This window comes from Bacteroidia bacterium, assembly GCA_026932145.1.
Lineage (GTDB): Bacteria > Bacteroidota > Bacteroidia > J057 > JAIXKT01 > JAIXKT01.
In genome coordinates this window covers 123236-146506 of sequence record JAIXKT010000054.1, presented here as the reverse complement: position 1 = coordinate 146506, position 23271 = coordinate 123236, and the positions used below count along the sequence as shown (strand labels likewise).

Annotated in this window: 21 protein-coding genes; 9 read left to right on the top strand and 12 right to left on the bottom strand. The window is 39.1% G+C overall.

The features are described from left to right. Window positions 1-37: 37 nt before the first annotated feature. From hydA to LC115_12450, 4 genes are all read left to right on the top strand, one after another. Window positions 38-1405, top strand: coding sequence for a dihydropyrimidinase (gene hydA / locus LC115_12465; GenBank protein ID MCZ2357479.1), 1368 nt, complete (start codon window positions 38-40; stop codon window positions 1403-1405). Continuing rightward, window positions 1405-2142, top strand: a complete 738-nt coding sequence (locus LC115_12460) for a 4-hydroxy-tetrahydrodipicolinate reductase (protein ID MCZ2357478.1) — start codon at window positions 1405-1407, stop codon at window positions 2140-2142. Before hydA ends, LC115_12460 begins: the two co-directional genes overlap by 1 nt. Before the next feature lie 127 nt (window positions 2143-2269). Next, entirely contained in the window at window positions 2270-3034 is a 765-nt protein-coding gene (locus tag LC115_12455) for an IS5 family transposase (protein MCZ2357477.1), read from the top strand. A gap of 96 nt (window positions 3035-3130) precedes the next feature. Continuing rightward, window positions 3131-8917 carry a PKD domain-containing protein gene (locus tag LC115_12450; GenBank protein ID MCZ2357476.1) on the top strand — a complete coding sequence of 1929 codons (5787 nt, stop codon included), beginning with the start codon at window positions 3131-3133 and terminating at the stop codon, window positions 8915-8917. 78 nt (window positions 8918-8995) lie between these two features. Here the strand turns inward: LC115_12450 and LC115_12445 are convergent, their stop codons facing one another. Next, the gene (locus tag LC115_12445) at window positions 8996-9298 is read right to left on the bottom strand and encodes a hypothetical protein (protein MCZ2357475.1); all 303 of its coding nucleotides are present in this window, start codon (window positions 9296-9298) and stop codon (window positions 8996-8998) included. Window positions 9299-9562: 264 nt separating this feature from the next. Here LC115_12445 and phaC point away from each other — a divergent pair, with 264 nt between their 5' ends. The 5 genes from phaC (at window position 9563) to LC115_12420 (ending at window position 15811) form a co-directional block, all read left to right on the top strand. Further along, a complete protein-coding gene (gene phaC / locus LC115_12440; protein MCZ2357474.1) occupies window positions 9563-11311 on the top strand; it encodes a class I poly(R)-hydroxyalkanoic acid synthase in 1749 nt (582 codons plus the stop codon). Between the two features lie 65 nt (window positions 11312-11376). Beyond that, entirely contained in the window at window positions 11377-12744 is a 1368-nt protein-coding gene (gene purB / locus LC115_12435) for an adenylosuccinate lyase (protein MCZ2357473.1), read from the top strand. A 57-nt stretch (window positions 12745-12801) separates the two neighbouring features. After that, entirely contained in the window at window positions 12802-14325 is a 1524-nt protein-coding gene (locus LC115_12430; GenBank protein MCZ2357472.1) for a GH3 auxin-responsive promoter family protein, read from the top strand. 3 nt (window positions 14326-14328) lie between these two features. Next, on the top strand, window positions 14329-14991 hold the full coding sequence (locus tag LC115_12425; protein ID MCZ2357471.1) for a DUF4159 domain-containing protein: 663 nt from the start codon (window positions 14329-14331) through the stop codon (window positions 14989-14991). A 4-nt stretch (window positions 14992-14995) separates the two neighbouring features. Beyond that, the gene (locus LC115_12420; protein MCZ2357470.1) at window positions 14996-15811 is read left to right on the top strand and encodes a hypothetical protein; all 816 of its coding nucleotides are present in this window, start codon (window positions 14996-14998) and stop codon (window positions 15809-15811) included. Between the two features lie 30 nt (window positions 15812-15841). On the opposite strand, the gene LC115_12415 is transcribed toward LC115_12420, so the two are convergent. The 11 genes from LC115_12415 to rplO all read right to left on the bottom strand — a co-directional run bounded on the left by LC115_12415 (window position 15842) and on the right by rplO (window position 23269). Next, window positions 15842-17380, bottom strand: coding sequence for a GDSL-type esterase/lipase family protein (locus LC115_12415; GenBank protein ID MCZ2357469.1), 1539 nt, complete (start codon window positions 17378-17380; stop codon window positions 15842-15844). Between the two features lie 76 nt (window positions 17381-17456). After that, window positions 17457-17927, bottom strand: coding sequence for a 50S ribosomal protein L17 (rplQ, locus tag LC115_12410; protein ID MCZ2357468.1), 471 nt, complete (start codon window positions 17925-17927; stop codon window positions 17457-17459). Between the two features lie 2 nt (window positions 17928-17929). Beyond that, window positions 17930-18922 carry a DNA-directed RNA polymerase subunit alpha gene (locus tag LC115_12405; GenBank protein MCZ2357467.1) on the bottom strand — a complete coding sequence of 331 codons (993 nt, stop codon included), beginning with the start codon at window positions 18920-18922 and terminating at the stop codon, window positions 17930-17932. Window positions 18923-18933: 11 nt separating this feature from the next. Continuing rightward, window positions 18934-19539: a 30S ribosomal protein S4 gene (gene rpsD / locus LC115_12400; protein ID MCZ2357466.1), complete on the bottom strand. Its 606-nt coding sequence runs from the start codon at window positions 19537-19539 to the stop codon at window positions 18934-18936. 17 nt (window positions 19540-19556) lie between these two features. Next, the gene (rpsK, locus tag LC115_12395; GenBank protein MCZ2357465.1) at window positions 19557-19940 is read right to left on the bottom strand and encodes a 30S ribosomal protein S11; all 384 of its coding nucleotides are present in this window, start codon (window positions 19938-19940) and stop codon (window positions 19557-19559) included. A gap of 11 nt (window positions 19941-19951) precedes the next feature. Further along, on the bottom strand, window positions 19952-20329 hold the full coding sequence (gene rpsM, locus LC115_12390) for a 30S ribosomal protein S13 (GenBank protein MCZ2357464.1): 378 nt from the start codon (window positions 20327-20329) through the stop codon (window positions 19952-19954). Between the two features lie 3 nt (window positions 20330-20332). Beyond that, window positions 20333-20449 carry a 50S ribosomal protein L36 gene (gene rpmJ / locus LC115_12385; GenBank protein ID MCZ2357463.1) on the bottom strand — a complete coding sequence of 39 codons (117 nt, stop codon included), beginning with the start codon at window positions 20447-20449 and terminating at the stop codon, window positions 20333-20335. A gap of 4 nt (window positions 20450-20453) precedes the next feature. After that, entirely contained in the window at window positions 20454-20675 is a 222-nt protein-coding gene (gene infA / locus LC115_12380) for a translation initiation factor IF-1 (protein MCZ2357462.1), read from the bottom strand. Between the two features lie 2 nt (window positions 20676-20677). Beyond that, window positions 20678-21463 (bottom strand): type I methionyl aminopeptidase, encoded by a 786-nt coding sequence (map, locus tag LC115_12375; GenBank protein ID MCZ2357461.1) that lies wholly within the window; start codon window positions 21461-21463, stop codon window positions 20678-20680. Between the two features lie 13 nt (window positions 21464-21476). Further along, window positions 21477-22817 (bottom strand): preprotein translocase subunit SecY, encoded by a 1341-nt coding sequence (secY, locus tag LC115_12370; GenBank protein MCZ2357460.1) that lies wholly within the window; start codon window positions 22815-22817, stop codon window positions 21477-21479. Continuing rightward, window positions 22814-23269: a 50S ribosomal protein L15 gene (gene rplO, locus LC115_12365; protein MCZ2357459.1), complete on the bottom strand. Its 456-nt coding sequence runs from the start codon at window positions 23267-23269 to the stop codon at window positions 22814-22816. Before rplO ends, secY begins: the two co-directional genes overlap by 4 nt. Window positions 23270-23271: the final 2 nt, after the last annotated feature.

Sequence of the window (23271 nt, the reverse complement as noted above, 5' to 3'; positions counted from 1 at the left end):
AAATCTCGTAGATTTGTGCATACAATACCGGTAAGCTATGGATAGTATTTTGATTCGGAATGGGCGCATTGTTACAGCAGAAGCTGATTTTTTCGCAGATATTTATATCGTTGGAGAACATATTGCCGCTATTGGCAAAGATTTACCGTATTCTGCTACACAGACGATAGATGCTAACGGACTTTATGTGATTCCGGGCGGAATAGACCCCCACGTTCACTTAGAAATGCCTTTTATGGGAACTTTTTCCAGTGATGACTATTACACCGGAACCCGTGCCGCTTTATTCGGAGGTACTACTACTGTCATTGATTTTGTGCTGCAAACACAAGGCAGGCCACTTCATGAAGCCTATCACGCATGGCAAAATCGCGCCAAAAATAACGTAGTAGGCGACTACTCCTTCCATATTGCCGTTACAGACTTTAACCCAGAAACAGCCAATGAAATCCCCGATTTAATTCAAAAAGAAGGAATAACATCTTTCAAAACCTTTATGGCTTACAAAGGTGCGCTGATGATTGACGATCGCCAAATGACCGGGCTCATGCAGTTAATCAAACCTCATAATGCCTTAGTAACCGTTCATGCCACCAATGGCGATATGATAGATTACTTAGTGGCTAAATTTCGCTCTGAAGGAAAACTTTCTCCCTTGTATCATTACTTATCACAGCCAGAAATTACCGAAGCAGAAGCCTCCGGACGGTTCGCAGATATGACCTACTACACCGATACGCAAGGCTACATTGTGCACATGACTTGTGAAGGTGCGCTCAACCGTGTGCGAAAAGCAACATTCCGAAACCAAAAAATATTCGCAGAAACCTGCATTCAATACCTAATGCTTGATGCTTCTTTGTATGATAAAGGTTTTGAGTCTGCAAAATGGGTGATGTCGCCTCCACTACGGGAAAAGAAAGACCAAGAAGCACTGTGGGCAGGAATCAAGCAAGGGCTTGTACAGGTTGTAGCAACAGACCATTGTCCCTTTACATGGGATAAAAAACTGCTTGGTGAAAAAGACTTTTCCAAAATACCGAACGGGCACCCCGCTATAGAACACCGCATAGAACTACTGTTTTCAGAAGGAGTAGCCAAAAAACGAATTACTTTACAGGAGTTTGTGGCTCTCAGTGCAACCAATGCAGCCAAAATATTTGAACTCTATCCTCGAAAAGGAACGTTAGCCATTGGCAGTGATGCTGATATAGTTTTATTTAACCCCAATACAAAGCATATTATTTCGGCAAAAACACACCACATGAATGTGGATTATTCTGCTTATGAAGGAGTTGAAGTTACCGGAAAATGTGAAACAGTTATTTTAAGAGGCCAAGTAGTTGTTCAAAATAACGAATTTTTAGCACATCGAGGATACGGAAAATATCTGAAACGCAGATAATGAAAATTGCATTAGTCGGTTACGGGAAAATGGGGCAAAAAATAGCCGCTATTGCTGCTGAACGTGGGCACGAAATAGTAGCTATTGTAGATCCCGCCCACAGTTTACAAACTATTGCTGATTTCCCAAGAGCAGAGGTTTCGGTAGCCATTCAGTTCTCTACCCCCGAAGTATGTATCGGAAACATTCAAAAAATCATTGACTTAGGAATACCATTGGTAGAGGGTACTACCGGCTGGCAAAATTCCCTGCATCAGATAACTCAGTTGGTTACACAAAAAAAAGGTTCATTGGTGTGGGCCTCAAATTTTAGTGTAGGAGCATTACTATTTAGGCATACCATTCGCCACTTAGCGCAACTAATGGCCAAGCAGCCTCAATATGATTGTTTTATAGAAGAGAGGCATCATCGTCATAAATTAGATGGCCCAAGCGGAACCGGCCAAACAATTGCCCAAGATTTACTGGATATTCTTCCGCAAAAATCTTCCTTATCAGGAAACTCGATTTTAGCCAATCGAGCACCTATGGATACGGAGTTAAGTATTTCTTTTACACGTGCCGGGGAAATTCCCGGAACGCATATAGTAGGCTTTACCTCAGAAATAGATACCATAGAAATCCGCCATGACGCTCATAACCGTAATGGTTTTGCATTAGGGAGCGTTTTGGCAGCAGAAAAAATAATTTCCCAAGAAGGTATTTTTACCTTTGAAGAGCTACTTCTTAGATCCTAAAATATTGCATATTTGGCTAAGAGGTTGTTTAAAAATGGTGTAAAAATTGTTAAATTATTTAATATCACATGGTTAAATACATATTTATTTGTATATTGCTGATTATTAATCAGATAATTAAGCAAGTATGAAAGCCTACCCAACCAACCTAACTGATATTCAGTACGAAGCTATTGAAAAAATAGTAAATGATAACAGGAAAAGAAAGCATCCTTTAAGATGTATTGTAGACGCATTATTGTACATCACCAAAACTGGTGTTCAATGGAGATTGCTGCCTAAAGATTTCCCTAAGTGGCAACTCGTTTATTATTATTTCAGAAAATGGACAGCAGAAGGGCTTATTGAAGAAATACATGATTTTTTGCGTGATAAGTTAAGAAAGGAAAAAGGAAAACATGTTTCACCAAGTCTTGGATTAATTGATAGTCAAACTGTTAAAACTTGTTCTTTCTCGTTATCAAACGGTTATGACGGAAACAAGAAAATTAAAGGAAGAAAAAGACATATTATTACTGACACATTCGGATTTATTATAGCTATTGTGATTCATAACGCTGATATTCAGGACAGAGAAGGAGCTAAATATGTTCTTGAAGAATTAAGATATAAGTACCCTAGATTGACAAAAATATTGGCAGATCAAGGTTATACCGGTAACTTAGCTGAATGGATTTTAAAAAGTTTGAATTACACTTTGGAAATTGTAAAAAAAGTGGCAGGAATTAGTGGATTTAATGTCTTACCCAAGAGATGGATAGTTGAACGAACTTTTGGATGGCTTGGTTTTCAACGAAGATTGGTTAATGACTATGAATTCCACCCCGAATGCAGTACAAGCTTTGTGCACTTAGCTATGATTAGAATTATGCTTAACAGAATAAAAAAATAAATTTTAAACAACCTCTAAGTGGAGCAATATTTTTAACCAAATTCAAGAATTAGTTGTAATTTTCCCGACTTTTTTAGTGTTTTAGTATATTCTGCTATGCAACGACAAATAAAATTTATCAGCGCATTATTTTTGACTGTGCTCTTGGGGTTTGTGGGGAGGTTTACCGTAGAGGCACAATTTTTTGTGATTGGTACCGGCACGGCCTCCAATAATAACGCCACTTATCCGGCTCCGTACGGAAATAGTTTTTTTGGCGCACGCCACCAATTTGTGTATCGTGCACCAGAACTTCTGGCCGCCGGTATGAGTGCCGGCCAGCTTACCCAATTGGGCTTTAATGTTACGGCTCTTAATAACGTAGGGACTCTAAATGCCTTTAGCATCAAAACCGGCACAACCAGCCAAAATGACGTTCCCGCAGCTCTTTTTACCGGCTTAACCACTGCTTATGGTCCGGTAAATATTACTCCCATTATGGGTTGGAATATGTACACCCTCTCTAATCCAATTTGCTGGGACGGAATCTCTAATATCGTTGTAGAAGTTTGTTTCAATGTTCCGGGTATCGGTACGTTCAATGCTTCTACGGAATGGACAACTGGTTTAGCTGGCACCCCCACACGCTACACCGCAGATGACGCTCTGGATATTTGTACCGGTAACTACCCCCGTACTGCATCTACAAATCGCCCAAATATCCGATTCTTCCGGCAAACCGGATCTATCGCCCCAAACGCCTCTTTCACAGGACCTACCACTGGTTTTGTAGGCTCTCCAGTAAGTTTTACTAATACTTCAACAGGAGTTTTTGGGGGCACAACCTATTACTGGGATTTTACCAGTGATGGTACTATTGATGCTACCACAGCGGATGCAACAAATATTTTTTCAGCTCCCGGAAACTATGTCATACGCTTTATAGCCAGTAACTGCGGAGAAAATGATACGGCTACAGCTTCCATCAATATTATTAACCCGCCTTCTCCTCCCACACCTTACTTTAAAGCTGTACCTACCAGTGTACTCATTGGGCAAACTGTAACGTTTACGGATTCATCTACCGGAGGGCCAACCCAATGGTCTTGGGATATGGATAACAACGGAACTGTTGATAGAACTACCCAGAATCCGACTTACTCTTACGGTACTTCCGGCTTAAAGACAGTGAAATTAGTTGTGTGTAATTCAGCCGGCTGTGATTCTCTCATTAAAGTAAATTACATTGATGTAGCACCAATTTATTGTAATTCAACAGCGTCATCATCTTTTGATACAGAGGTAGATAGTGTTGTTTTTGCGAATATTGCCAGCCGAACGCCAGGGGTTTGTGCCAAATACACAGACTTTACTAATCTTGTTTGTTTTGTAAAGCAAGGGCTAACTTATAAATTAAAAGTAGGCTCAGGATCCTGTGGAGGGTTTTATCAGCGCTCTGCGGCAGCCTTTATTGACTGGAATCGTGATGGTGATTTCAACGATGCCGGTGAGCGCATTATGAATGCAGGCCCTACCACAACTCCTCACAATGGCACTGCACACACCATTCAGATAACAATACCTCCAACGTCCTCTTTGGGACTTACTCGGCTACGTGTCATTGTCAGTGAATCGAGTACTCCTACCAGCATCCAGCCTTGCGGTACCTATTCCTATGGAGAAACGGAGGATTATGGCGTTATGATTTCTCCTATTACCGGTACAGATGTTAGTGCCAATGCCATTGCTTCGCCAGCATCTTTTGTTGTGGGAAATAACACATTAGTATTTCAAATGGGAAATATAGGTGCCTCAACCATAACAACTGCTGATGTAGGATTTCAGTTATTGAATAGTTCCGGCGGGGTTTTATCAACCATATTAGAAACATTTAATGGCTCAATTGTTTCCTTAGGTAACGGAAATCATACCTTTGCTGCACCCGTTAATATTCCCCTTAGCGGAGATTATACTTTAAAAGTATGGGCACGCAGACCAAACGGTGTTTATCCCGATAATGACATAACCAATGATACGCTAACATTTTCATTTTGTACCGGACTTAGCGGAAACTATACCATTAGCCCGCTTCTTTCAGGCCCAAATAACTTCACTACATTTAACAGTGCTGTCCAAAAAATGATTGCCTGTGGAATCGTTGGCCCTGTTGTGTTTTCAGTTGATTCAGTGAGTTTTACAGAGCAATTTGTAATACCGGCCTTACCGGGTGCTTCAGCAGTTAATACGATTACCTTTAGAGGTTTGCATCGGAATAAATCTATTATTCGTTTTGGAGTCAATGCCGCTACCCCAAATACACCGGCAATTATTCGGATGGAAAATGCTAAATACTTACGATTTGAAAACATGACCATAGAAAACGTTTCTAACCAAGGGTTTAACTTTCAATTTGCATTAAGTTCTGATAGTATTATCATTAAAAATTGCACACTTCGAGCACCAGCTAATTCCACAAACTCCAGTAATATTGTTGTTTTTGGGGGCGGAACTGGTAATTCGGCCACTTCAACAGGAACTTTTGGTAACAATATTCAGCTACTAAACAGTAGAATTATCGGTGGAAACTACAATATAAGATTTAATGGTAATTCTTCTAACCCTGCAAATCAATTACTTATATCAAACTGTGTGTTAGATAGTGCTAACGTTGTTTGTGTGGGAATACAATATGCAAATGCTCCCGTGATACGGAACTGCCAAATGAAATTGAGTACCTTTCAACCCAGCAGTAGTGGTAAAGCCATTGATTTCAGTAATGTAAACCAAGATTTTGTTATCGAAGGAAATAAAATTACGGACGTTACACACCAAGGAATTGTTATCAGTTTAGGAAATAATAGTTCTATCGGTAGAGCTAAAATTGTGAACAATATGATTGGGGGCGGTTTCACTGGCTCTAACACCTTATCTGCTTGTATTTCATTGTCTTCGGTACGGAGTACAGATATTTATTTTAACAGTGTCTTAATGGATAACTCTTCCAATGGACGAGGAATAGCCGTTCTTTCCGGCTGCTTAACGTTAAATATTGTGAACAATAGTTTTGTTTACAATGGTGGTTTTGGAGGAGTTGCTTTTGATGCTTCGGCTACTAGCGGAATAACCACCATGAACTACAATAACTTTTACGCTAGTCCCGGCAGCACTTTCGCTCGTTTTGCCGGCCTGAATTACAATACATTAGCGGCAATACAAGGTGCTTTTGCAGGCCAAAATGCAAATTCAAAAATAGGAAACCCAAATTATTATTCTAACCGAAACCTACACTTTTACGGCTCCCAGTTAGATAATTCAGGTACTCCCATCGCCGGAATTACAACAGATATTGACGGACAAACCCGTAACGCTACTACACCGGATATAGGTGCAGATGAAAAAAGTATCTTTTCCAATGATTTAGCCGTTTTACAGCTACTAACACCAATATCTTCTCCTTGCGCACTTACAAGTTGCGAACAAGTAAAAATAAAAATACTAAATACAGGAACAAATCCTGCTTCGGGCTTTAATGTAGGCTATCAAATAGGAAGCGGAGCTTTTGTTACAGAAAACGTAGGTTCTTTAACGATAAACCCCGGCCAAACTGTGGATTATACATTCAGCACCGCTAACTGCGCAAACTTATCTACACCTAATTATTACTTCTTCAAAATATTTACAGCGTTGGGCTCTGACCAAGACCGGTTTAATGATACCTTAATTGCTGACCCCGTTCAATCTGGCCTAACCGTTAAAACGTATCCCTACAAAGAAGACTTCGAGATCGGCTTTGGAGGCTGGTCGTCTGGCGGAACAAATAGCTCTTGGGCCTATGGAACTCCACAAAAAACGAGTATTATGGGTGCCGGAAGCGGTTATTTCTGCTGGGTAACAGGTGGTGTTGGAACAGGTAGTTACAATGGTAGTGAGCAAAGCTATGTAATTAGCCCTTGTTTTGACTTATCTTCGTTAGTAGATCCGGTAGTAGGGCTAAAAGTATTCTGGGATGCAGAGTTTGGTTGGGACGGAGCCGTTTTGCAAGCTACTACCAATAATGGCGCTACATGGAAATTAATAGGAGCATTTGGAGATCCCGGCAACTGGTATAACGGAAATAGTATCAACTCCAACCCCGGCAACCAAACTACTTCCCCAAAAGTTGGCTGGACAGGTAGTATTGCCGCAGGAAGCTCCAGTGGACGCTGGGTATTTGCCAGAAACCAACTCACAAGCCTAATTGGTCAATCTTCGGTTAAGTTTAGAATAGCATTTTCTTCAGATGCCTCAATTAACTATGATGGTATTGCCTTTGATGATTTTGTAGTAAAAGAACGCCCCAAAGTAAACTTAGGTGCTGATACCACCATTTGTAAAGGCGCCGGTTATACGCTAAATGCGGGTACATTCGCTCGCTACAAATGGTCAACCGGAGATACAACCCCAACTGTTATCCCCAAAATAAGTGGCAGATATACTGTAAAAGTAACTGATTCTGACGGTTTTGAAGCTGCTGATACAGTTATGATTACAGTATCAGCACCCGTTGCTGATGCAGGAAAAGACACTACGGTGTGCCCGGGCACACAAGTTTCACTGAATGCCTTACAAAGCCCCGGAGTAACCTATCTTTGGTCAACAAGTCAAACAACCCCAAATATTACGGTATCAGATTCAGGAAGCTATATTTTGGCTGTCCAAAATAGCTTTGGCTGCATCATCAAAGATACTGTTTTGGTTAAATGGGAGCCGATTCCGGTTATTCCGTTAGGTGCCGACACTTCATTCTGCGCCGGTGGATATATGCTCTTAAATGCCGGTGGAAACGTTGAAAATTCTACTTATATCTGGAGTAACGGTGTTACTACTCAGGCACAAATAGTAACTGCCTCAGGCACTTATTCGGTTGAAGTAATAACTCCAGCTGGCTGCACCCAAAGGGACACCATCGTACTAACGACCTATCCTGCTCCAATCATTAATTTAGGCCCTGATATAGTCGGTTGCAGTAGCTCTATAGATGTTACTTTAAATGCAACTTTCCCCGGTAATAATACCTATAGCTGGTCAACTGGCGCAAATAGCCCTACAATTCGCGTAACTAATCCGGGCATCTATTTTGTTACAGTTACCAATCCATTAGGCTGTTCCTCTTCTGATACTATCCTTGTGGGCGTAAACTCAGTGCCGTTGGTAGAACTTGGGCCAGATATTGTTGTTTGTGAACCTACCGTAACCTTAGATGCAGGTAACTTAGCTACAAACTATTTGTGGTCAAACGGGCATACCGGTAACCAACTCGTAGTTACCAGAAGCGGGCGTTATTTTGTTCAAGCAAGCAATACTCTTGGTTGTATTAGCTTAGATACTGTCAATGTTACCATTAACGACCCGATTTATGCAGGTATTTCAGCACCGGATACTGTTTATGTGAATATGCCGGCACAATTTGCTGATGCTTCAATTCCTTTAGCAGATTCTTGGCAGTGGTCATTTGGCGATAACCGCCCCGGCTCTACAAACCAAAATCCTACCCATACTTATATTTTCACCGGAACCTATACCACCCGCTTAGTTGTAACTAAAAACACCTGTTCTGATACGATTACCAAAACCATAGTAGTTGTTAACCAGCCGGTTAATATTGCTGATAACTTGGAAGCGAAGCTTCGTTTGTATCCAAATCCAGCATCAGACTTTGTGGTTATCGAGGCAGACTGGAGCTACCCAACAGAAGCAACTGTGATAATTCGTGATTTAACTGGACGCGAAATGTTTTATGAAAAATTACCTAAAAGCCAAAGCCATAAAACACAGCTATCACTTAACAGCCTACCGCGTGGTTTGTATCTTCTGGAGTTAGTAGCCCCTAATAAACGAATAGTTACTAAGTTAATGCTGAACTAATTAGCCTAACTACTAAATGCAGAGAGGCTGCCCAAATTTGGGCAGCCTCTCTGCATTTAGTAGTCTTCTGAAAAGTTTTTAGCGGTCGTTTATTATACTTCTGATTACTTCCATTTGTAGTTTATTTCCGGCAGATTCTTCATACAATTTTAGTGTAGCATACAATTTCCTAAGTTCATCTGTTGAAAGTATTTTTAAGTAATCCGTTTTAAGATCATCTTTAACCACCTCAATAATTTTCCTTATAGGAACGTTAAATCGTTTGGCTAAGTCGCTGATTTTAAATTCGTCATAATCATCTTTTGAATATACGTTTAACCACAAAGAGTAAATATCATTTTCGATATTTTCGTTAATATCACCTGAATATGCTTCTTCCATTTTTAGTTAAATTATTGAAATTAAATAGTTTAAAATAGAATTAGTAGATTTTTTCACCAATAAAAATTCAGTGAAAACTAATCTTCAAATTTAATGAAAGGTATCTCAATAATTTATTTTATAGCTCCAGTTCGGTATTTTTTTATTGGCATATATTTCAAACTTTGGAGAAGAAACTTCCTCTCGTTATAATAGAAATTTGTTTTTAATCAAGTTCTTGTGTTTTTGTCAAGTGAAAAAATCCTAATTTTGCGCCTTAATTTTATGAGTCAGCAAGTAAATACTCCTTTTGATTATACTCAGATTTTAGAAAATTTTTCGGAGCAAAATCGTCAATGGATAGAATATTTCACGCTTAACTTTGGTTCTGCCTACCAAAAAGAGGTATCGGTAGCTTATCAAGAGTTGATTTCTTCTATTTTAAAAGATCCGGCTAAGTGGGTGGAGCTACAAACTAAATTTGTGCAAATGCAAACGAGTTTGTTGGCCAATTTTTGGGGAAAAGCTATGGGAACGACAGTTTCTCCGGTTATTGCACCCGAAAAAAGCGATAAGCGTTTTAATGCCCCAGAGTGGGAAGAAAACCCCATATTTGACTTTATCAAGCAATCATACCTGCTTACCTCCCAATGGATGCTTGAGATCTTAGAGTCTTTTCCGACTTCTCAAAAGTACAAACAGCAGTTGAATTATGCTTTTCGTCAATATATTGATGCAATTTCGCCTACAAACTACTTTATGACAAACCCTGAGGTGCTGAACTTAGCTATGCAAACCAAAGGAAAAAGTTTAGTTGATGGCTTCCAAAATATGCTGGAAGATATGAAAAAAGGGCGTATCAGCATGACTGACGACTCTTATTTCAAAATCGGAGAAAATATCGCCGTTACTCCCGGATCTGTTGTTTTTGAAAATGATTTGATACAACTTATTCAGTACAAGCCAACTACTGAAAATGTATATGATACTCCGTTAATTATTGTTCCTCCGTTTATCAATAAGTTTTATATTCTGGATTTAAGTCCGGAAAATTCTTTTGCTAAGTTTATTGTGGAGCAAGGATTTACGGTGTTTATGGTTTCTTGGAAAAACCCTAAGCCTAACGAAACTCCTATTTCTTGGGATGATTACGTTAGCGAAGGGGTTCTTAAAGCTACCGAAGTAGCAAAAAGTATCTGCAAAAGTAGTAAAGTAAACGCATTAGGTTTTTGTATCGGTGGCACAGCCTTAGGGTGTGCGTTGGCTATTCAGGCAACCAAACGGGCCAAGCCAATTCAATCTGCAACCTTTTTAGCTACAATGCTTGACTTCAGCGATACCGGAGAAATATCCGTTTTTGTAGATGAACAGCAAGTAAAACAACGGGAACACAAAATACCCGATAACGGTGTGCTTTCCGGAAATGAATTAGCATCTGCTTTTGCCTCTCTTAGAGCCAATGATCTTGTTTGGAACTATGTAGTTACCAATTACTTAAAAGGTGAAAATCCACCACCTTTTGATTTATTATATTGGAACGGAGACCCTACCAACTTACCCGGAAAAATGTATAATTATTACCTGCGAAATATGTATTTGGAAAACAACTTAGTGAAGCCGGATTGCTTAACTATGTGCGATACCAAAATAAATTTACGCAAAATAGATACGCCAACCTACATGATAGCCACCAAAGAAGACCATATTGCCCCCTGGAGAACCGTTTATAAAGGTGCTCAATTATTTTCCGGGCCTATGGAATTTGTTTTAGGCGCAAGCGGCCATATTGCAGGAATCGTAAATCCAGCTTCTAAAAACAAACGAAACTTCTGGAAGAACCCTAACGGCATTCAACAAAATTCAGATTCTTGGCTTGAAACCGCAGAATCCGTACCCGGCTCATGGTGGAAACATTGGATTGAATGGCTAAAAAACTACGGCGGAAAAACAATCCCCGCAAGAAAAGAATTAGGTAACGAAAATCATCCAGAAATAGAACCTGCCCCCGGCAAATACGTTAAGGAAACTATTTAACCTATTTAATTATCGAGACCCAAAACCCCGATAAAATCGGGGTTTTGTTATTTAGCTATAATACTATGCAAGAACTTTCAGCGATTTCTCCCTTAGATGGCAGATACTACCACAAAACGAACCAACTAAGAAAGTATTTTTCCGAAGCTGCCCTTATTCACTATCGTATTAACATAGAACTTCTTTATTTAGAAGAACTTACAAAAATACAACATCCAAAAATCCCACAACTCCCCTTAGAACTTCGTGCTGTTTTGCATAAACTAAAAGAAGAAACCACAGATAGTGATTTATTAGAAGTCAAGCACATCGAGAAAAAGCTAAACCATGATGTTAAAGCTATTGAATATTTTTTACGAAAGAAAATCACAGAATGGGGAAGCCATAACCGATACGACTGCACCGCAATCATAGAGCTTGTTCATTTTGGCTTAACCTCACAGGACATCAACAATACCGCTATTCCATTAAGCCTAAAATATTGTTTACAAGAGGTTTACTATCCTTTATTGGGAAGTTTATTGGTAGATATTCAGGATATTATGGAGAAATTTCGTTTTTTACCGATGCTTGCACACACGCACGGGCAGCCCGCTACCCCCACCACATTGGGAAAAGAATTTGCAGTATTCTATTTTCGGGTTACTCGTGAATTAGATATTCTAAAAAAACTACCATTTCCGGCTAAATTTGGAGGAGCTACCGGAAGTTTAAATGCTCATTTTATAGCTTTTCCAGATATAGACTGGCATCAATTTGCCCAAAATTTTGTAGAAAATACACTTGGCTTATCCAGAACCTACCCAACCACACAAATAGAACCTTACGACGGACTTGCTGCTATTTTTGACTCACTGAAACGAATCAACAATATTCTAATAGATTTTTCCAGAGATTGTTGGCAATATATTTCCATGAACTATCTAAGCCAAAAGATTTTACCCGGTGAAGTTGGTTCAAGTGCGATGCCACACAAAGTAAATCCCATTGACTTTGAAAATGCAGAAGGAAATCTTGGCTTTGCAAATGCTATTTTTGAGTTTCTAAGCAGCAAATTACCTGTTTCCCGCTTGCAACGAGACCTTACAGACTCTACCGTGCTACGTAATCTCGGAGTACCCTTCGGGCACACCTTAGTTGCTTTCTCTTCCTTAAAAATCGGATTAAGCAAAATTAGACCCAACCAATCCGTAATACAAAAAGATTTATCCGAAAATTGGTTTGTTATTTCAGAAGCTATCCAAACTATCTTACGGCGAGAAGGATTTCAAAATCCTTACGAACTCCTAAAAGAACTTACCCGAACTAATGATAAGCCAAGTTACGAACAGTTACATGATTTTTTAAGCCAACTCCCTGTTTCTGAATCTGTCAAAGAAGAGCTTTTGCAAATAAAACCAGACACTTACTTAGGAAATGCTTCGTTTTTTTGAAACATATTTTTCCCTATCATTTCTTTATTTACAAATCGTAATGTAACTTTGTAGGCAATGCTTCTACAAGCGATTCATTATCTTGCAGATAGTTGGCTGAAAATACGCTATTCTCGTATAGAGAAGCAGTTAAATTTTGCCTTAGATTGTCAGCAAAATGTTTTTATTCAATTGCTTACGCGGGCATCTCATACTGCCTATGGCCGAGAATATAACTTTAAAGAAATTCGGAGCTATGAAGATTTTGCCAGACGGGTACCTTTATGTACCTACGAAACGTTTTTTCCATACATAGAGCGAGTGCTGCGTGGTGAGCCGGACTGCTTATGGCCGGGATTACCGGCTTGGTTCGCAAAATCATCCGGCACAACCAACGACCGGTCTAAATACATACCACTTACCGAAGAATCATTATTTGAATGCCATTACACTGCCGGGCAAGATATGGTTGCAAGCTACCTTCATTTTCGGCCAAATTCTAAGCTATTTACCGGAAAGGGGCTGGTTATTGGCGGAAGCCACCAATGCAGCCAGCTAAATGCAGGAATCCGAGTGGGAGACCTATCTGCCGCCTTGATAGAAAATATGTCATCCTTTTACAGTTGGTTCCGTACTCCCGATAAATCCGTTTCTTTATTAGCAGATTGGGACCAAAAACTGAACCTAACGCTAAAACAGGTTGCGCAGGAAAACGTTACTTCCATATACGGAGTTCCCACTTGGATTGTCGTCTTAATCAAAAAGTTACTTACTGATAATCACTTAGAAAACCTTAACCAAATTTGGCCAAATTTAGAGGTCTTTTTTCATGGAGCTGTAAACTTTGAACCCTATCGTATTCCTTTTCAGCAGTTTATCCCCAATCCGTCAATGACTTATTTTGAAACCTATAATGCCTCAGAAGGTTTTTTTGCGTTTCAATATAACCCGGACGAACCGGGGATGTTACTTTTAACGGATTATGGCATTTTTTACGAATTTATCCCCACATCAGAATTGGAAAATACAGACCCTAAAGCCATTCCCTTAGCTGACGTTCGTCTAAACGAAAATTATAGCTTGGTAATATCTACTAACGGAGGTTTGTGGCGTTATCAAATTGGAGATACCATCCGTTTTACTAATCTAAGTCCCTACAAAATCGAGATTTCAGGGCGTACTAAGCTGTTTATCAACGCTTTCGGAGAAGAATTAATGATTGATAATGCCGAAAAAGCGGTTGCAGTAGCTTGCCAAAAGACCGGTGCACGTGTGCTGGAATACACGGTTGCCCCCATTTATCTGCAACAAGAAACGCGCGGCTGCCACGAATGGCTCATCGAATTTGAAATATTACCGGATAATATGGACGTATTTGTGGATCAATTAGATACAACACTTCGGCAGTTAAACTCAGATTATGATGCGAAACGCTCCCTCAACTTAGCCATGACACCTCCACAGGTTAGGGTGATGCCCAACGGTATTTTTTACGAATGGATGCGCAGACGAAACAAATTAGGCGGCCAAAACAAAATCCCCAGACTCGCCAATTTTCGTAAATATGCCACTGAACTTATTGAAATAGCTGATTCACTGTAACTTATGACAAAAAAACTGCTAACCCTTGTGCTACTTTCTGCCTGTTTTTGGATAAGCTATTCCCAACAGCTAACGGGCTTTAAAGTAGGAAAATTAAAATATAACGGCGGCGGCGATTGGTATGCCAACCCATCTTCACTCAAAAACCTGTTTACTTTTATTGCTAAAAACACCCGTGCATCCATTTACTTAGAAGAAGAAGTCGTTGACCCCGGAAATTCTGCCATCTTTCAATATCCGATGCTTTATGCAACGGGGCATGGTAATATATTATTTGATGAAGCAGAGGCTACTAACTTACGAAAATATCTGCTCTCCGGTGGCTTTCTACTCATTGATGATAATTATGGATTACATCAATTTGCCAAACGAGAGATGAAAAAAGTATTCCCTGAATACGATTTTAAGGAAATTCCTTTTTCGCACCCAATCTATAAGCAGCATTTTCTATTTCCTAAAGGCCCGCCCAAAATTCATGAACATGACGGCAAACCTGCGCAATTTTTTGGTATATTCCATGAAAACCGTCTGCTGTGCATCCTAACTTATGAATGTGATTTAGGAGATGGCTGGGAAGACCCAGAAGTTCACCACGACCCGGAAGATATACGCCTAAAAGCCTTACAAATGGGAACAAACATTATACTCTATGTGATAAGTCGCTGATTATATGAATACTAACAGTATTTCACTATGCTGCCCGGCAAAAGTTAATTTAGGTCTATTCATCAAAGGAAAACGACCCGACGGCTATCACGAAATAGAAACAATATTCCTAAAAGTACCGGATTTATATGACACTTTAAGTGTTCAGCTATCCGATAACCCCGAATGCCAAATTCGTATTACGGAAGATTTACCGTTTAAAAATTCATTTGAAATAGCTGATTTAGAGCGAAATAACATTATCAAACGTGTTTGGGAAGGAATGCAATCTTGGAATAAAACACCTTTTTTAGGAGTTAATGTTCAATTAGTTAAAAGAATACCGTTGGGTGCAGGCTTAGGAGGAGGTTCAAGTAATGCGTATTCGATGTTTGATGCCCTTAAAAAGTTATACCAAATTCAGGAAACGGAAGAATTTTGGGACTTTGAGCGTCATTTTTTAGCAAGTCTTGGTGCTGATGTTCCCGCTTTTGGATTCCAAACACCTGTATTGGCCACCGGAATTGGTACAACTTTACAGCCAATCCAACTTACGATACCGGGTAAAATAACTATTTTTCCGCAGCATTTTCATTCGGATACAAAATCTGCTTATCAAAATTTAGACTTAACTAACTGCACCACAACACATTCTTTATCAGAACTCGTTAATCTTCCGGTTAATACTTGGCAGCAAAATATTATTAATGATTTTGAAGTATCTGTTTTTGAACGTTTTCCAAAACTTCATGAAGCAAAAGAGGCCTTATTAGCACAGGACTTTTTATATGTATCTATGAGTGGTAGTGGTTCAGCATTATTTGCAATAGAATCTTATTAGATTCATAATCAATATTATAAAATGTATCTTTTATAGTGTTGGTTTTTTAATTTGTGAACTTTCTTCTATTTTCTTTCTTTTCAAGAAAAGTTCATATTCATTCATAAGTGCTTTAAATAGCCAACCACTTACTTTTTTTTGCCCATAGTAGGATAAATGCGCATAATCTGGTGCTGCCAATGGAGTGGGGGAATTTACCCATTCCACGATTGTATTCTTCCCTCCCATAGTTTCATACAAATCCCAGAAAGCAACACCTGTTCTTTGGGCAGCTCTTCTTTGGGCATCCCGAATTTTTTCAACAGAAGGATAGCTTTCATAGGTATCTCCAACTTTTCGTGCCATATCTCCCACCCCAACAATCAATATACTTACACCGGAATGCGCTTTCTTAAAACGCTCTATCATCTTTACAATATCTTCTTCTAAGAATTTGAAATTAGCTACTTCATAGGGAACTATATTTCCACCATATTGAAAAATTATTAACTTGGTATTCAGGACGGTAAGCCATTCATGAAGTAGTGTAAAATCTATTAGTGATAAGCCATTCCCTGAATGCCCCCGCAAAGAATAGTTATCAACTTGCACCCCTTTTTTTCCTTCCAGAAAAACTCCAGCAACGTATGGGCTCGAGGTACTATTAAAGGTAATTTTAAACGGCTTTTCGGTTTCCGGTATAGAAAAGGATGTTTTTTCTATACCGGACTTAGGCGGAATAATCTCACTATAATACTGTTCATTTTGCTTTATCGTTATTTCTACCGGCGCAAAATGCCTTAGTGTTAGTATTTGCAAAGAATCGTAATGAATGTTTTTTTTGATAGTTAATTTCACCCAAGCTTCTTCCGCAGTTGTTTTTTCCTGTGCTTCTTTCACAATTGCATCAAATAAGCTATCGCTTTTGTAACGTGCTTTAGTATCTTGCTTTAATGGAGGCTGAAATCGAAAAACGGTGCCCCCAAGTCCATATAATCCATTATTAATTCGGTCATGAAAAACCGTATGGCGATGCCAGTTAGAACTCTGCTGACGGATATAAGCATGATGAGAAGCCGGTTCATCAATTGGAATGAAGCCAAGTCCAGAGCCGCCAAAGCGGTGCTGAAAATTAGCCCGTAAAAATTGTGTTATTCTGTCTCCTTCTATTTGAGAATCCCCATAATGTGCAATCCGAACCGTTGTTGAGTCTTTTTTTAAGCGATATAAGGCTTCAAAAAAATCATCCAATGAGTATTTTCCCTCTATTTCAGGGTTTTCTATGTAATTTGTCTGTATTTGGGTAGAATCTGGAATGGTATCCGATGCTACAACAGTAGTATCAATAATTGTTTGAACGAATGTATGGATAGCCTGCTTTTTCTTTTTTTGAGCGTCAGTCAATTTCTTGGAATTATTTTGGTCATTTAGTGGCGTTATCCAAGATTCCCAACTTACAAATGTCCACTTTTTTCCCTCTTCTGTGAGAGCTACTCCTTGCTGGGGAAAAATTAACGTTAATAGTATTAATAAAAAATCCGCGCATATCAAAGAAATAAAAATCTTGATATACGCGGATTTTATAGGCATAGCCATTGCTTAGTCCAAATATAATAAAGACAAAAAATAGGCTATTGTAGAATAAACTGCGGTTTGTTTTTATTCTTTAGTTAGAAGTAGTGCTGTTTTCCGTATCTACATTTGGTGCTGCATTATCTTTCTTTTTTTTGCGGCCTCTTCGTGTAGATTTACGCTTAGCAGTTGTTGGGTCAATAAATTCGTTAAAATCAACGAGTTCTATTAAAGCCATTTCTGCATTATCGCCAAGTCTTTGTCCGATTTTTAAGATTCGGGTATAACCTCCCGGGCGGGAAGCAACTTTATCGGAAATAATAGAAAATAGTTCTTTTATGGCTTCTTTATTTTGCAAATACGAAAATATTACTCTGCGTGAATGGGTAGAGTCTGTTTTTGACTTTGTAATCAATGGCTCTACGTATTTACGTAATGCTTTAGCTTTTGCCAAAGTAGTAGTAATCTGTTTGTGTAGTAAGAGCGAAGATGCCATATTTGATAGCATTGCAGCACGGTGTGGTGCTGTTCTCCCTAAATGGTTATTTGTTCTTCCGTGTCTCATATTTAAATATCTTCATCAAGGCGGTATTTCTCTACGTCCATTCCAAACGTTAAGTTTTTAGTGGCGACCAATTCTTCTAATTCTGTTAATGATTTTTTCCCAAAGTTACGGAATTTAAGCATATCTGCGATATTGTAGCTTACTAAGTCTGCGAGGGTTCGGATTTCGGCAGCTTTTAGACAATTATAAGCTCTAACGGATAAGTCTAATTCGCTCAGTGGTGTTTTTAAGAGTTTTCTGATGCTGAGCCAATTTTCATCCATTTCATTTTTGCGTAAAGGCATTTCTTCACGCTTTAATTGGAAAGTGGAGTCTGTAAATAGGCTAAAATGACGAATTAAAATATCTGCCGCTTCTTTAAGTGCGTCTTCAGGGTCTATAGTTCCGTCAGTAGTAATTTCAATTGTTAACTGCTCATAATCAGTACGTTGCTCAACACGAGTATTCTCTACATAATAGCGAACGTTCTTTATTGGTGTAAATATCGCATCTATTGCAATATCTCCGATAGCCATATCCGGTGTTTTATTTTCTTCGGCTGGCACGTATCCTCTCCCTTTTCCGATAGTTAATTCAATATCAAATTGAATATCTGGGCTAAAATGGGCTATTACTAGTTCCGGATTTGCTACACTAAATACCGAAGTATGTTTTACAATATCTTCTGCTGTAAAGGTAGATTTTCCCTTAACGGAAACGAAAATTTTATTTTCAACAAACTCGGAGCAGCGAATCCTCACTTGTTTTAGGTTTAAGATAATATCTACGATGTCTTCAATTACTCCCGGAATAGTTGAAAATTCATGTAGAATAGATGGAATTTTGATAGCAGTAATCGCATATCCCTCTAACGAGGATAAGAGTATTCTACGAAACGCATTTCCAACAGTAATCCCGTAACCAGGCTCAAGTGGCTTAAGAAGAAATTTGCCAAAGTTCGTGTTGTCTTTCTCCATGACAACTTTTTCCGGTATTTGAAATTGCAATATTGGCATGTGTGTTTTTTTTAACGTGAATATAATTCAACAATAAGTTGTTCGCGGATATCCTCTGGTACGTCTGATCGTAGAGGTAAGTGTAAAAACTTTCCGGAACAAAGGCTTTTATCTAAGGTAAGCCATGAATAGCGATTTTCCTTAGCACTTGTTAAAGAACCGGTTACTACTTCCAATGACTTACTTTTTTCCCGAACAGTTATTACATCTCCTGGGCGCAGGCGATAAGAGGGAATATTAACAACTCTATCGTTTACCGTAATATGTGTATGAGAAACAAGTTGTCTCGCTTGGCGGCGTGTAGCTGCAAAGCCAAGTCTATAAACGGTGTTATCTAAGCGGGACTCTAATAATTGTATTAAAATCTCGCCGGTTACACCTTTTCTACGGGTAGCTTCAAAAAAGGTATTCCTGAACTGGCGTTCCTGAACTCCATAAATGTATTTAGCCTTTTGTTTTTCATTCAACTGCAAGGAATATTCGGATTTTTTAGCTCTTCGGGTTTTTCCATGCACTCCCGGAGGGTAATTTTTTCGCTCTAATGCCTTAGAGAATCCAAGAATATGGTCTTTGAAGCGTCTGGCTATTCTAGATTTAGGGCCTGTATATCTCGACATAAATTGTATATTTTAAATTAAACTCTTCTACGTTTGGGGGGACGGCAGCCATTATGGGGAATTGGAGTAAAATCTTGGATAGAAGTTACCTCAATACCGGCAGCAGCTACTGCTCTGATAGCAGATTCTCTACCGGCACCCGTTCCTTTTACAAAAACACTAACTTTACGTAATCCAAGTTCGTATGCTTCTTTAGAGCAAGAGGTAGCGGCGGTCATACCGGCATAAGGCGTATTTTTCTTGGAACCTTTAAATCCGGATTTACCTGCAGAACTCCACGAAATTGTATTCCCTGCATTATCTGTAATCGTAACAATAATATTATTGAACGTAGTTGAAATATGAACCATTCCTTCCGGCTCAACTTTAATTTTTTTCTTAGTTTTTGTTGATTTTGCCATGATACTAATGATTATTTAGCTGCCTTTTTCTTTCCTGCCACTGTCTTTTTCCTGCCTTTACGTGTACGTGCGTTTGTACGGGTGCGTTGTCCCCGCACGGGTAGCCCTTTTCTGTGGCGCAATCCGCGGAAGCAACCAATGTCCATTAACCGCTTAATGTTTAACTGAATCTCTCCACGTAATTCTCCCTCAACTTTAATGTTGTCATTAATATAATTCCGTATTTGAGAGGTCTCATCGTCTGTCCACTCATGAACTTTTTTGTCATAAGAAATCCCTAAGTGGCTCAAAATTTTTCGAGCAGAAGATCTTCCTACACCGTATATATAGGTAAGACCTATTTCTCCCCGCTTGTTTTTCGGTAAATCAATACCTGCTATCCTCGCCATAACTTAACCTTGTCTTTGCTTATATTTTGGATTTTTTTTGTTAATAACGTAAAGTTTGCCTTTTCGTCTGACAATTTTGCAGTCTACGCTGCGTTTTTTAATAGATGTACGAACTTTCATAATCTTAACTCTTAAATCTGTAAGTAATTCTTCCTTTCGTGAGATCATAAGGAGATACTTCAATACTGACTTTATCTCCCGGTAAAATTTTAATATAATGCATTCGCATTTTACCTGAGATATGGGCAAGTACAATGTGCCCGTTCTCAAGCCTTACTTGAAAAGTTGCGTTCGGTAACGCCTCTTGAATAATTCCATCTAATTTGATGGAGAGTTGTTTCGCCATATTTAGTTCAAAATGTATTCAAAAGTAGTTAATAATTCTGCACGCCCCTTTCGTACTACAACTGTATGCTCAAAATGAGCGGATGGTTTGCCATCTTTAGTCAAGATTGTCCAGCCATCTTTAGCTAATTGCACGCCATAATGCCCCATATTTATCATAGGTTCTATCGCAATTACGAGACCTTCCTCCAATTTAATTCCATTTCCACGCTTCCCAAAGTTAGGAACTTCGGGGGGTTCATGAAGTTTTTTTCCTACTCCATGTCCTACTAAGTCCCGTACTACGCCGTACCCATAATTTTCTACGTAACTCTGAACGGCATAAGAAATATCGCCGATACGATTTCCCGAAACGGCGTTTTCTATTCCTTTTTGCAGAGATTCGTAGGTTACGCGAAGTAACTGTTCTTTTTCTGGGGTCGTATCACCAACTGTGAAGCTATAAGCAGAGTCCCCATAATAACCATTCATCAGGACACCACAATCAACCGATACAATCATCCCTTCTTTGAGGGGTTCATCGTTTGGAAGTCCGTGTACTACAGCGTTATCACAAGAAACACACAAGGTATAGGGAAATGGATCTTGGTCTTTTGAGCTACGATAATTTTTGAACGCAGGGATCCCACCATTATCTTGAATAAACTCTTCTGCCAACTTATCCAACTTTCGTGTAGAAGTACCCGGTTGAATATATGGCTTCAGCATCCCAAGTGCCTTACTTACGAGTAAGGAACTTTGTCTAATCAGTTCAATTTCATCTTCCGTTTTTAGGATGGGTCTGCTCATCTGTGTAAAAGTATTAACCAATTGGGGTTACTGGTGTTCCACGTCCTTTGATGCGTCCTGTTTTCATAAGACCATCATAATGACGCATTAGTAAATGACTTTCAACTTGCTGCAAAGTATCCAAGACTACCCCTATCATGATGAGTAAACTTGTTCCACCAAAGAAGTGCGCAAATTGAGTTGAAATTCCAAAACTTGTGATAATTGCTGGCATTAATGCCACCATAGCTAAGAATATAGAACCAGGCAGAGTAATCCTTGTTAATACTTCGTCAATATATTCAGAGGTTGGGCGACCTGGCTTTACATTAGGTACAAATGCCCCATTACGCTTCAGTGATTCTGCAATGTCATTTGGATTTACAGCTATTGCTGTATAAAAATAGGTAAAGACAATAATTAACACAGCGAAACAGATACTGTAAGGAATACTCGTAAAATTAGCAAACCAAGCACCGGTAGATGTCCAAAAGTCTGATTCCGGAAAAAACTGCGCAATGGTAGCCGGAATAAACATCAATGATTGGGCAAAAATGATGGGCATTACACCAGAAGCATTTAGTTTTAAAGGAATACTGGATCGGGTAATGTTGTTCATTGAGCCTCCCATCATTCGGTTTCCCATCATTCTACGGGCATAATTTACCGGTATTTTTCGTGTTGCCTGCGTAATCAAAATTACGCCCATAATAACAAGTGCTAAAGATAACAACTCAATATAGAAAATCATTGGTGCGTTTGACTGGGATTCATTAATCAAGGCTACCGGTAATTCGGATATAATCCCTATCATAATAATCAACGAAACTCCGTTTCCTATCCCATCTTCGGTAATACGCTCACCTAACCAGACCAAAAACATTGTACCTGCGGTCAAGACAGCCATAGTAGAAAGCGTAAAAGTCGCCGTTTCTACTATGGCCTCTGCATATTGAGATTTTAAGTTTACAACATAACCGGAGGATTGAGCCAATGTAATAAATATTGCCAAAAAGCGAGTATATTGGTTAATCTTTCGCTGACCAGACTCTCCCTCCTTTTGAAGTTTCTGAATCTGCGGTAGCACAGCTCCTACCAACTGTATAATAATTGAAGCCGATATATAGGGCATAATCCCCAAGGCAAATATTGACCCGCGAGAAAATGAGCCTCCTACAAATGTATTCAATATCCCCAATATACCGCCTCCTTGTGAGCGAGAAAATAGTTGCTCGAGTATTTCGGAGTTTATACCTGGAAGAATAATATAGGAACCTAAGCGATAAACGGCTAATAATATCAGCGTAAACAGTATCCGAGAACGTAGTTCCGGAATACTCCAAATATTCTTAAGGGTCTTAATTAAGCCTTTCATGATTCAATCGGATGAACAGTACCACCTGCTTGTTTGATAGCTTCGATGGCTGTTTCGCTAAACTTATTTAAGTGAACTGTAACCGGTATTTTAATCTCGCCTCTACCCAATAATTTAACTAAAGTCTTAGTTGTAGAAATAATTCCATTACTTTTTAGATATTGGTGATCCACAACTGCTGTCGGTTTTCTATCCAAAAGTTCTTGAAGAGTATCCAGATTAATAACTTCGTATTCAACTCTAAAAGGATTTTTAAAGCCAAACTTTGGTAATCTTCTTTGAAGTGGCATCTGACCTCCTTCAAATCCTTTTTTTCTGGAATAACCTGAACGAGATTGTTGGCCTTTTGTTCCTCTGGTCGCAGTTCTGCCTTTCCCAGATCCGGGGCCTCTTCCAATACGCTTACGTTCAGATATAGATCCGGAAGCCGGTTTTAATGTATGTAATTTCATAG

Bases quoted from the DNA above. Each gene is read 5' to 3' on its own strand.
- hydA (MCZ2357479.1), top strand. From the start codon at position 38: ATGGATAGTATTTTGATTCGGAATGGGCGCATTGTTACAGCAGAAGCT.
- LC115_12460 (MCZ2357478.1), top strand. From the start codon at position 1,405: ATGAAAATTGCATTAGTCGGTTACGGGAAAATGGGGCAAAAAATAGCC.
- LC115_12455 (MCZ2357477.1), top strand. From the start codon at position 2,270: ATGAAAGCCTACCCAACCAACCTAACTGATATTCAGTACGAAGCTATT.
- LC115_12450 (MCZ2357476.1), top strand. From the start codon at position 3,131: ATGCAACGACAAATAAAATTTATCAGCGCATTATTTTTGACTGTGCTC.
- LC115_12445 (MCZ2357475.1), bottom strand. From the start codon at position 9,298: ATGGAAGAAGCATATTCAGGTGATATTAACGAAAATATCGAAAATGAT.
- phaC (MCZ2357474.1), top strand. From the start codon at position 9,563: ATGAGTCAGCAAGTAAATACTCCTTTTGATTATACTCAGATTTTAGAA.
- purB (MCZ2357473.1), top strand. From the start codon at position 11,377: ATGCAAGAACTTTCAGCGATTTCTCCCTTAGATGGCAGATACTACCAC.
- LC115_12430 (MCZ2357472.1), top strand. From the start codon at position 12,802: ATGCTTCTACAAGCGATTCATTATCTTGCAGATAGTTGGCTGAAAATA.
- LC115_12425 (MCZ2357471.1), top strand. From the start codon at position 14,329: ATGACAAAAAAACTGCTAACCCTTGTGCTACTTTCTGCCTGTTTTTGG.
- LC115_12420 (MCZ2357470.1), top strand. From the start codon at position 14,996: ATGAATACTAACAGTATTTCACTATGCTGCCCGGCAAAAGTTAATTTA.
- LC115_12415 (MCZ2357469.1), bottom strand. From the start codon at position 17,380: ATGCCTATAAAATCCGCGTATATCAAGATTTTTATTTCTTTGATATGC.
- rplQ (MCZ2357468.1), bottom strand. From the start codon at position 17,927: ATGAGACACGGAAGAACAAATAACCATTTAGGGAGAACAGCACCACAC.
- LC115_12405 (MCZ2357467.1), bottom strand. From the start codon at position 18,922: ATGCCAATATTGCAATTTCAAATACCGGAAAAAGTTGTCATGGAGAAA.
- rpsD (MCZ2357466.1), bottom strand. From the start codon at position 19,539: ATGTCGAGATATACAGGCCCTAAATCTAGAATAGCCAGACGCTTCAAA.
- rpsK (MCZ2357465.1), bottom strand. From the start codon at position 19,940: ATGGCAAAATCAACAAAAACTAAGAAAAAAATTAAAGTTGAGCCGGAA.
- rpsM (MCZ2357464.1), bottom strand. From the start codon at position 20,329: ATGGCGAGGATAGCAGGTATTGATTTACCGAAAAACAAGCGGGGAGAA.
- rpmJ (MCZ2357463.1), bottom strand. From the start codon at position 20,449: ATGAAAGTTCGTACATCTATTAAAAAACGCAGCGTAGACTGCAAAATT.
- infA (MCZ2357462.1), bottom strand. From the start codon at position 20,675: ATGGCGAAACAACTCTCCATCAAATTAGATGGAATTATTCAAGAGGCG.
- map (MCZ2357461.1), bottom strand. From the start codon at position 21,463: ATGAGCAGACCCATCCTAAAAACGGAAGATGAAATTGAACTGATTAGA.
- secY (MCZ2357460.1), bottom strand. From the start codon at position 22,817: ATGAAAGGCTTAATTAAGACCCTTAAGAATATTTGGAGTATTCCGGAA.
- rplO (MCZ2357459.1), bottom strand. From the start codon at position 23,269: ATGAAATTACATACATTAAAACCGGCTTCCGGATCTATATCTGAACGT.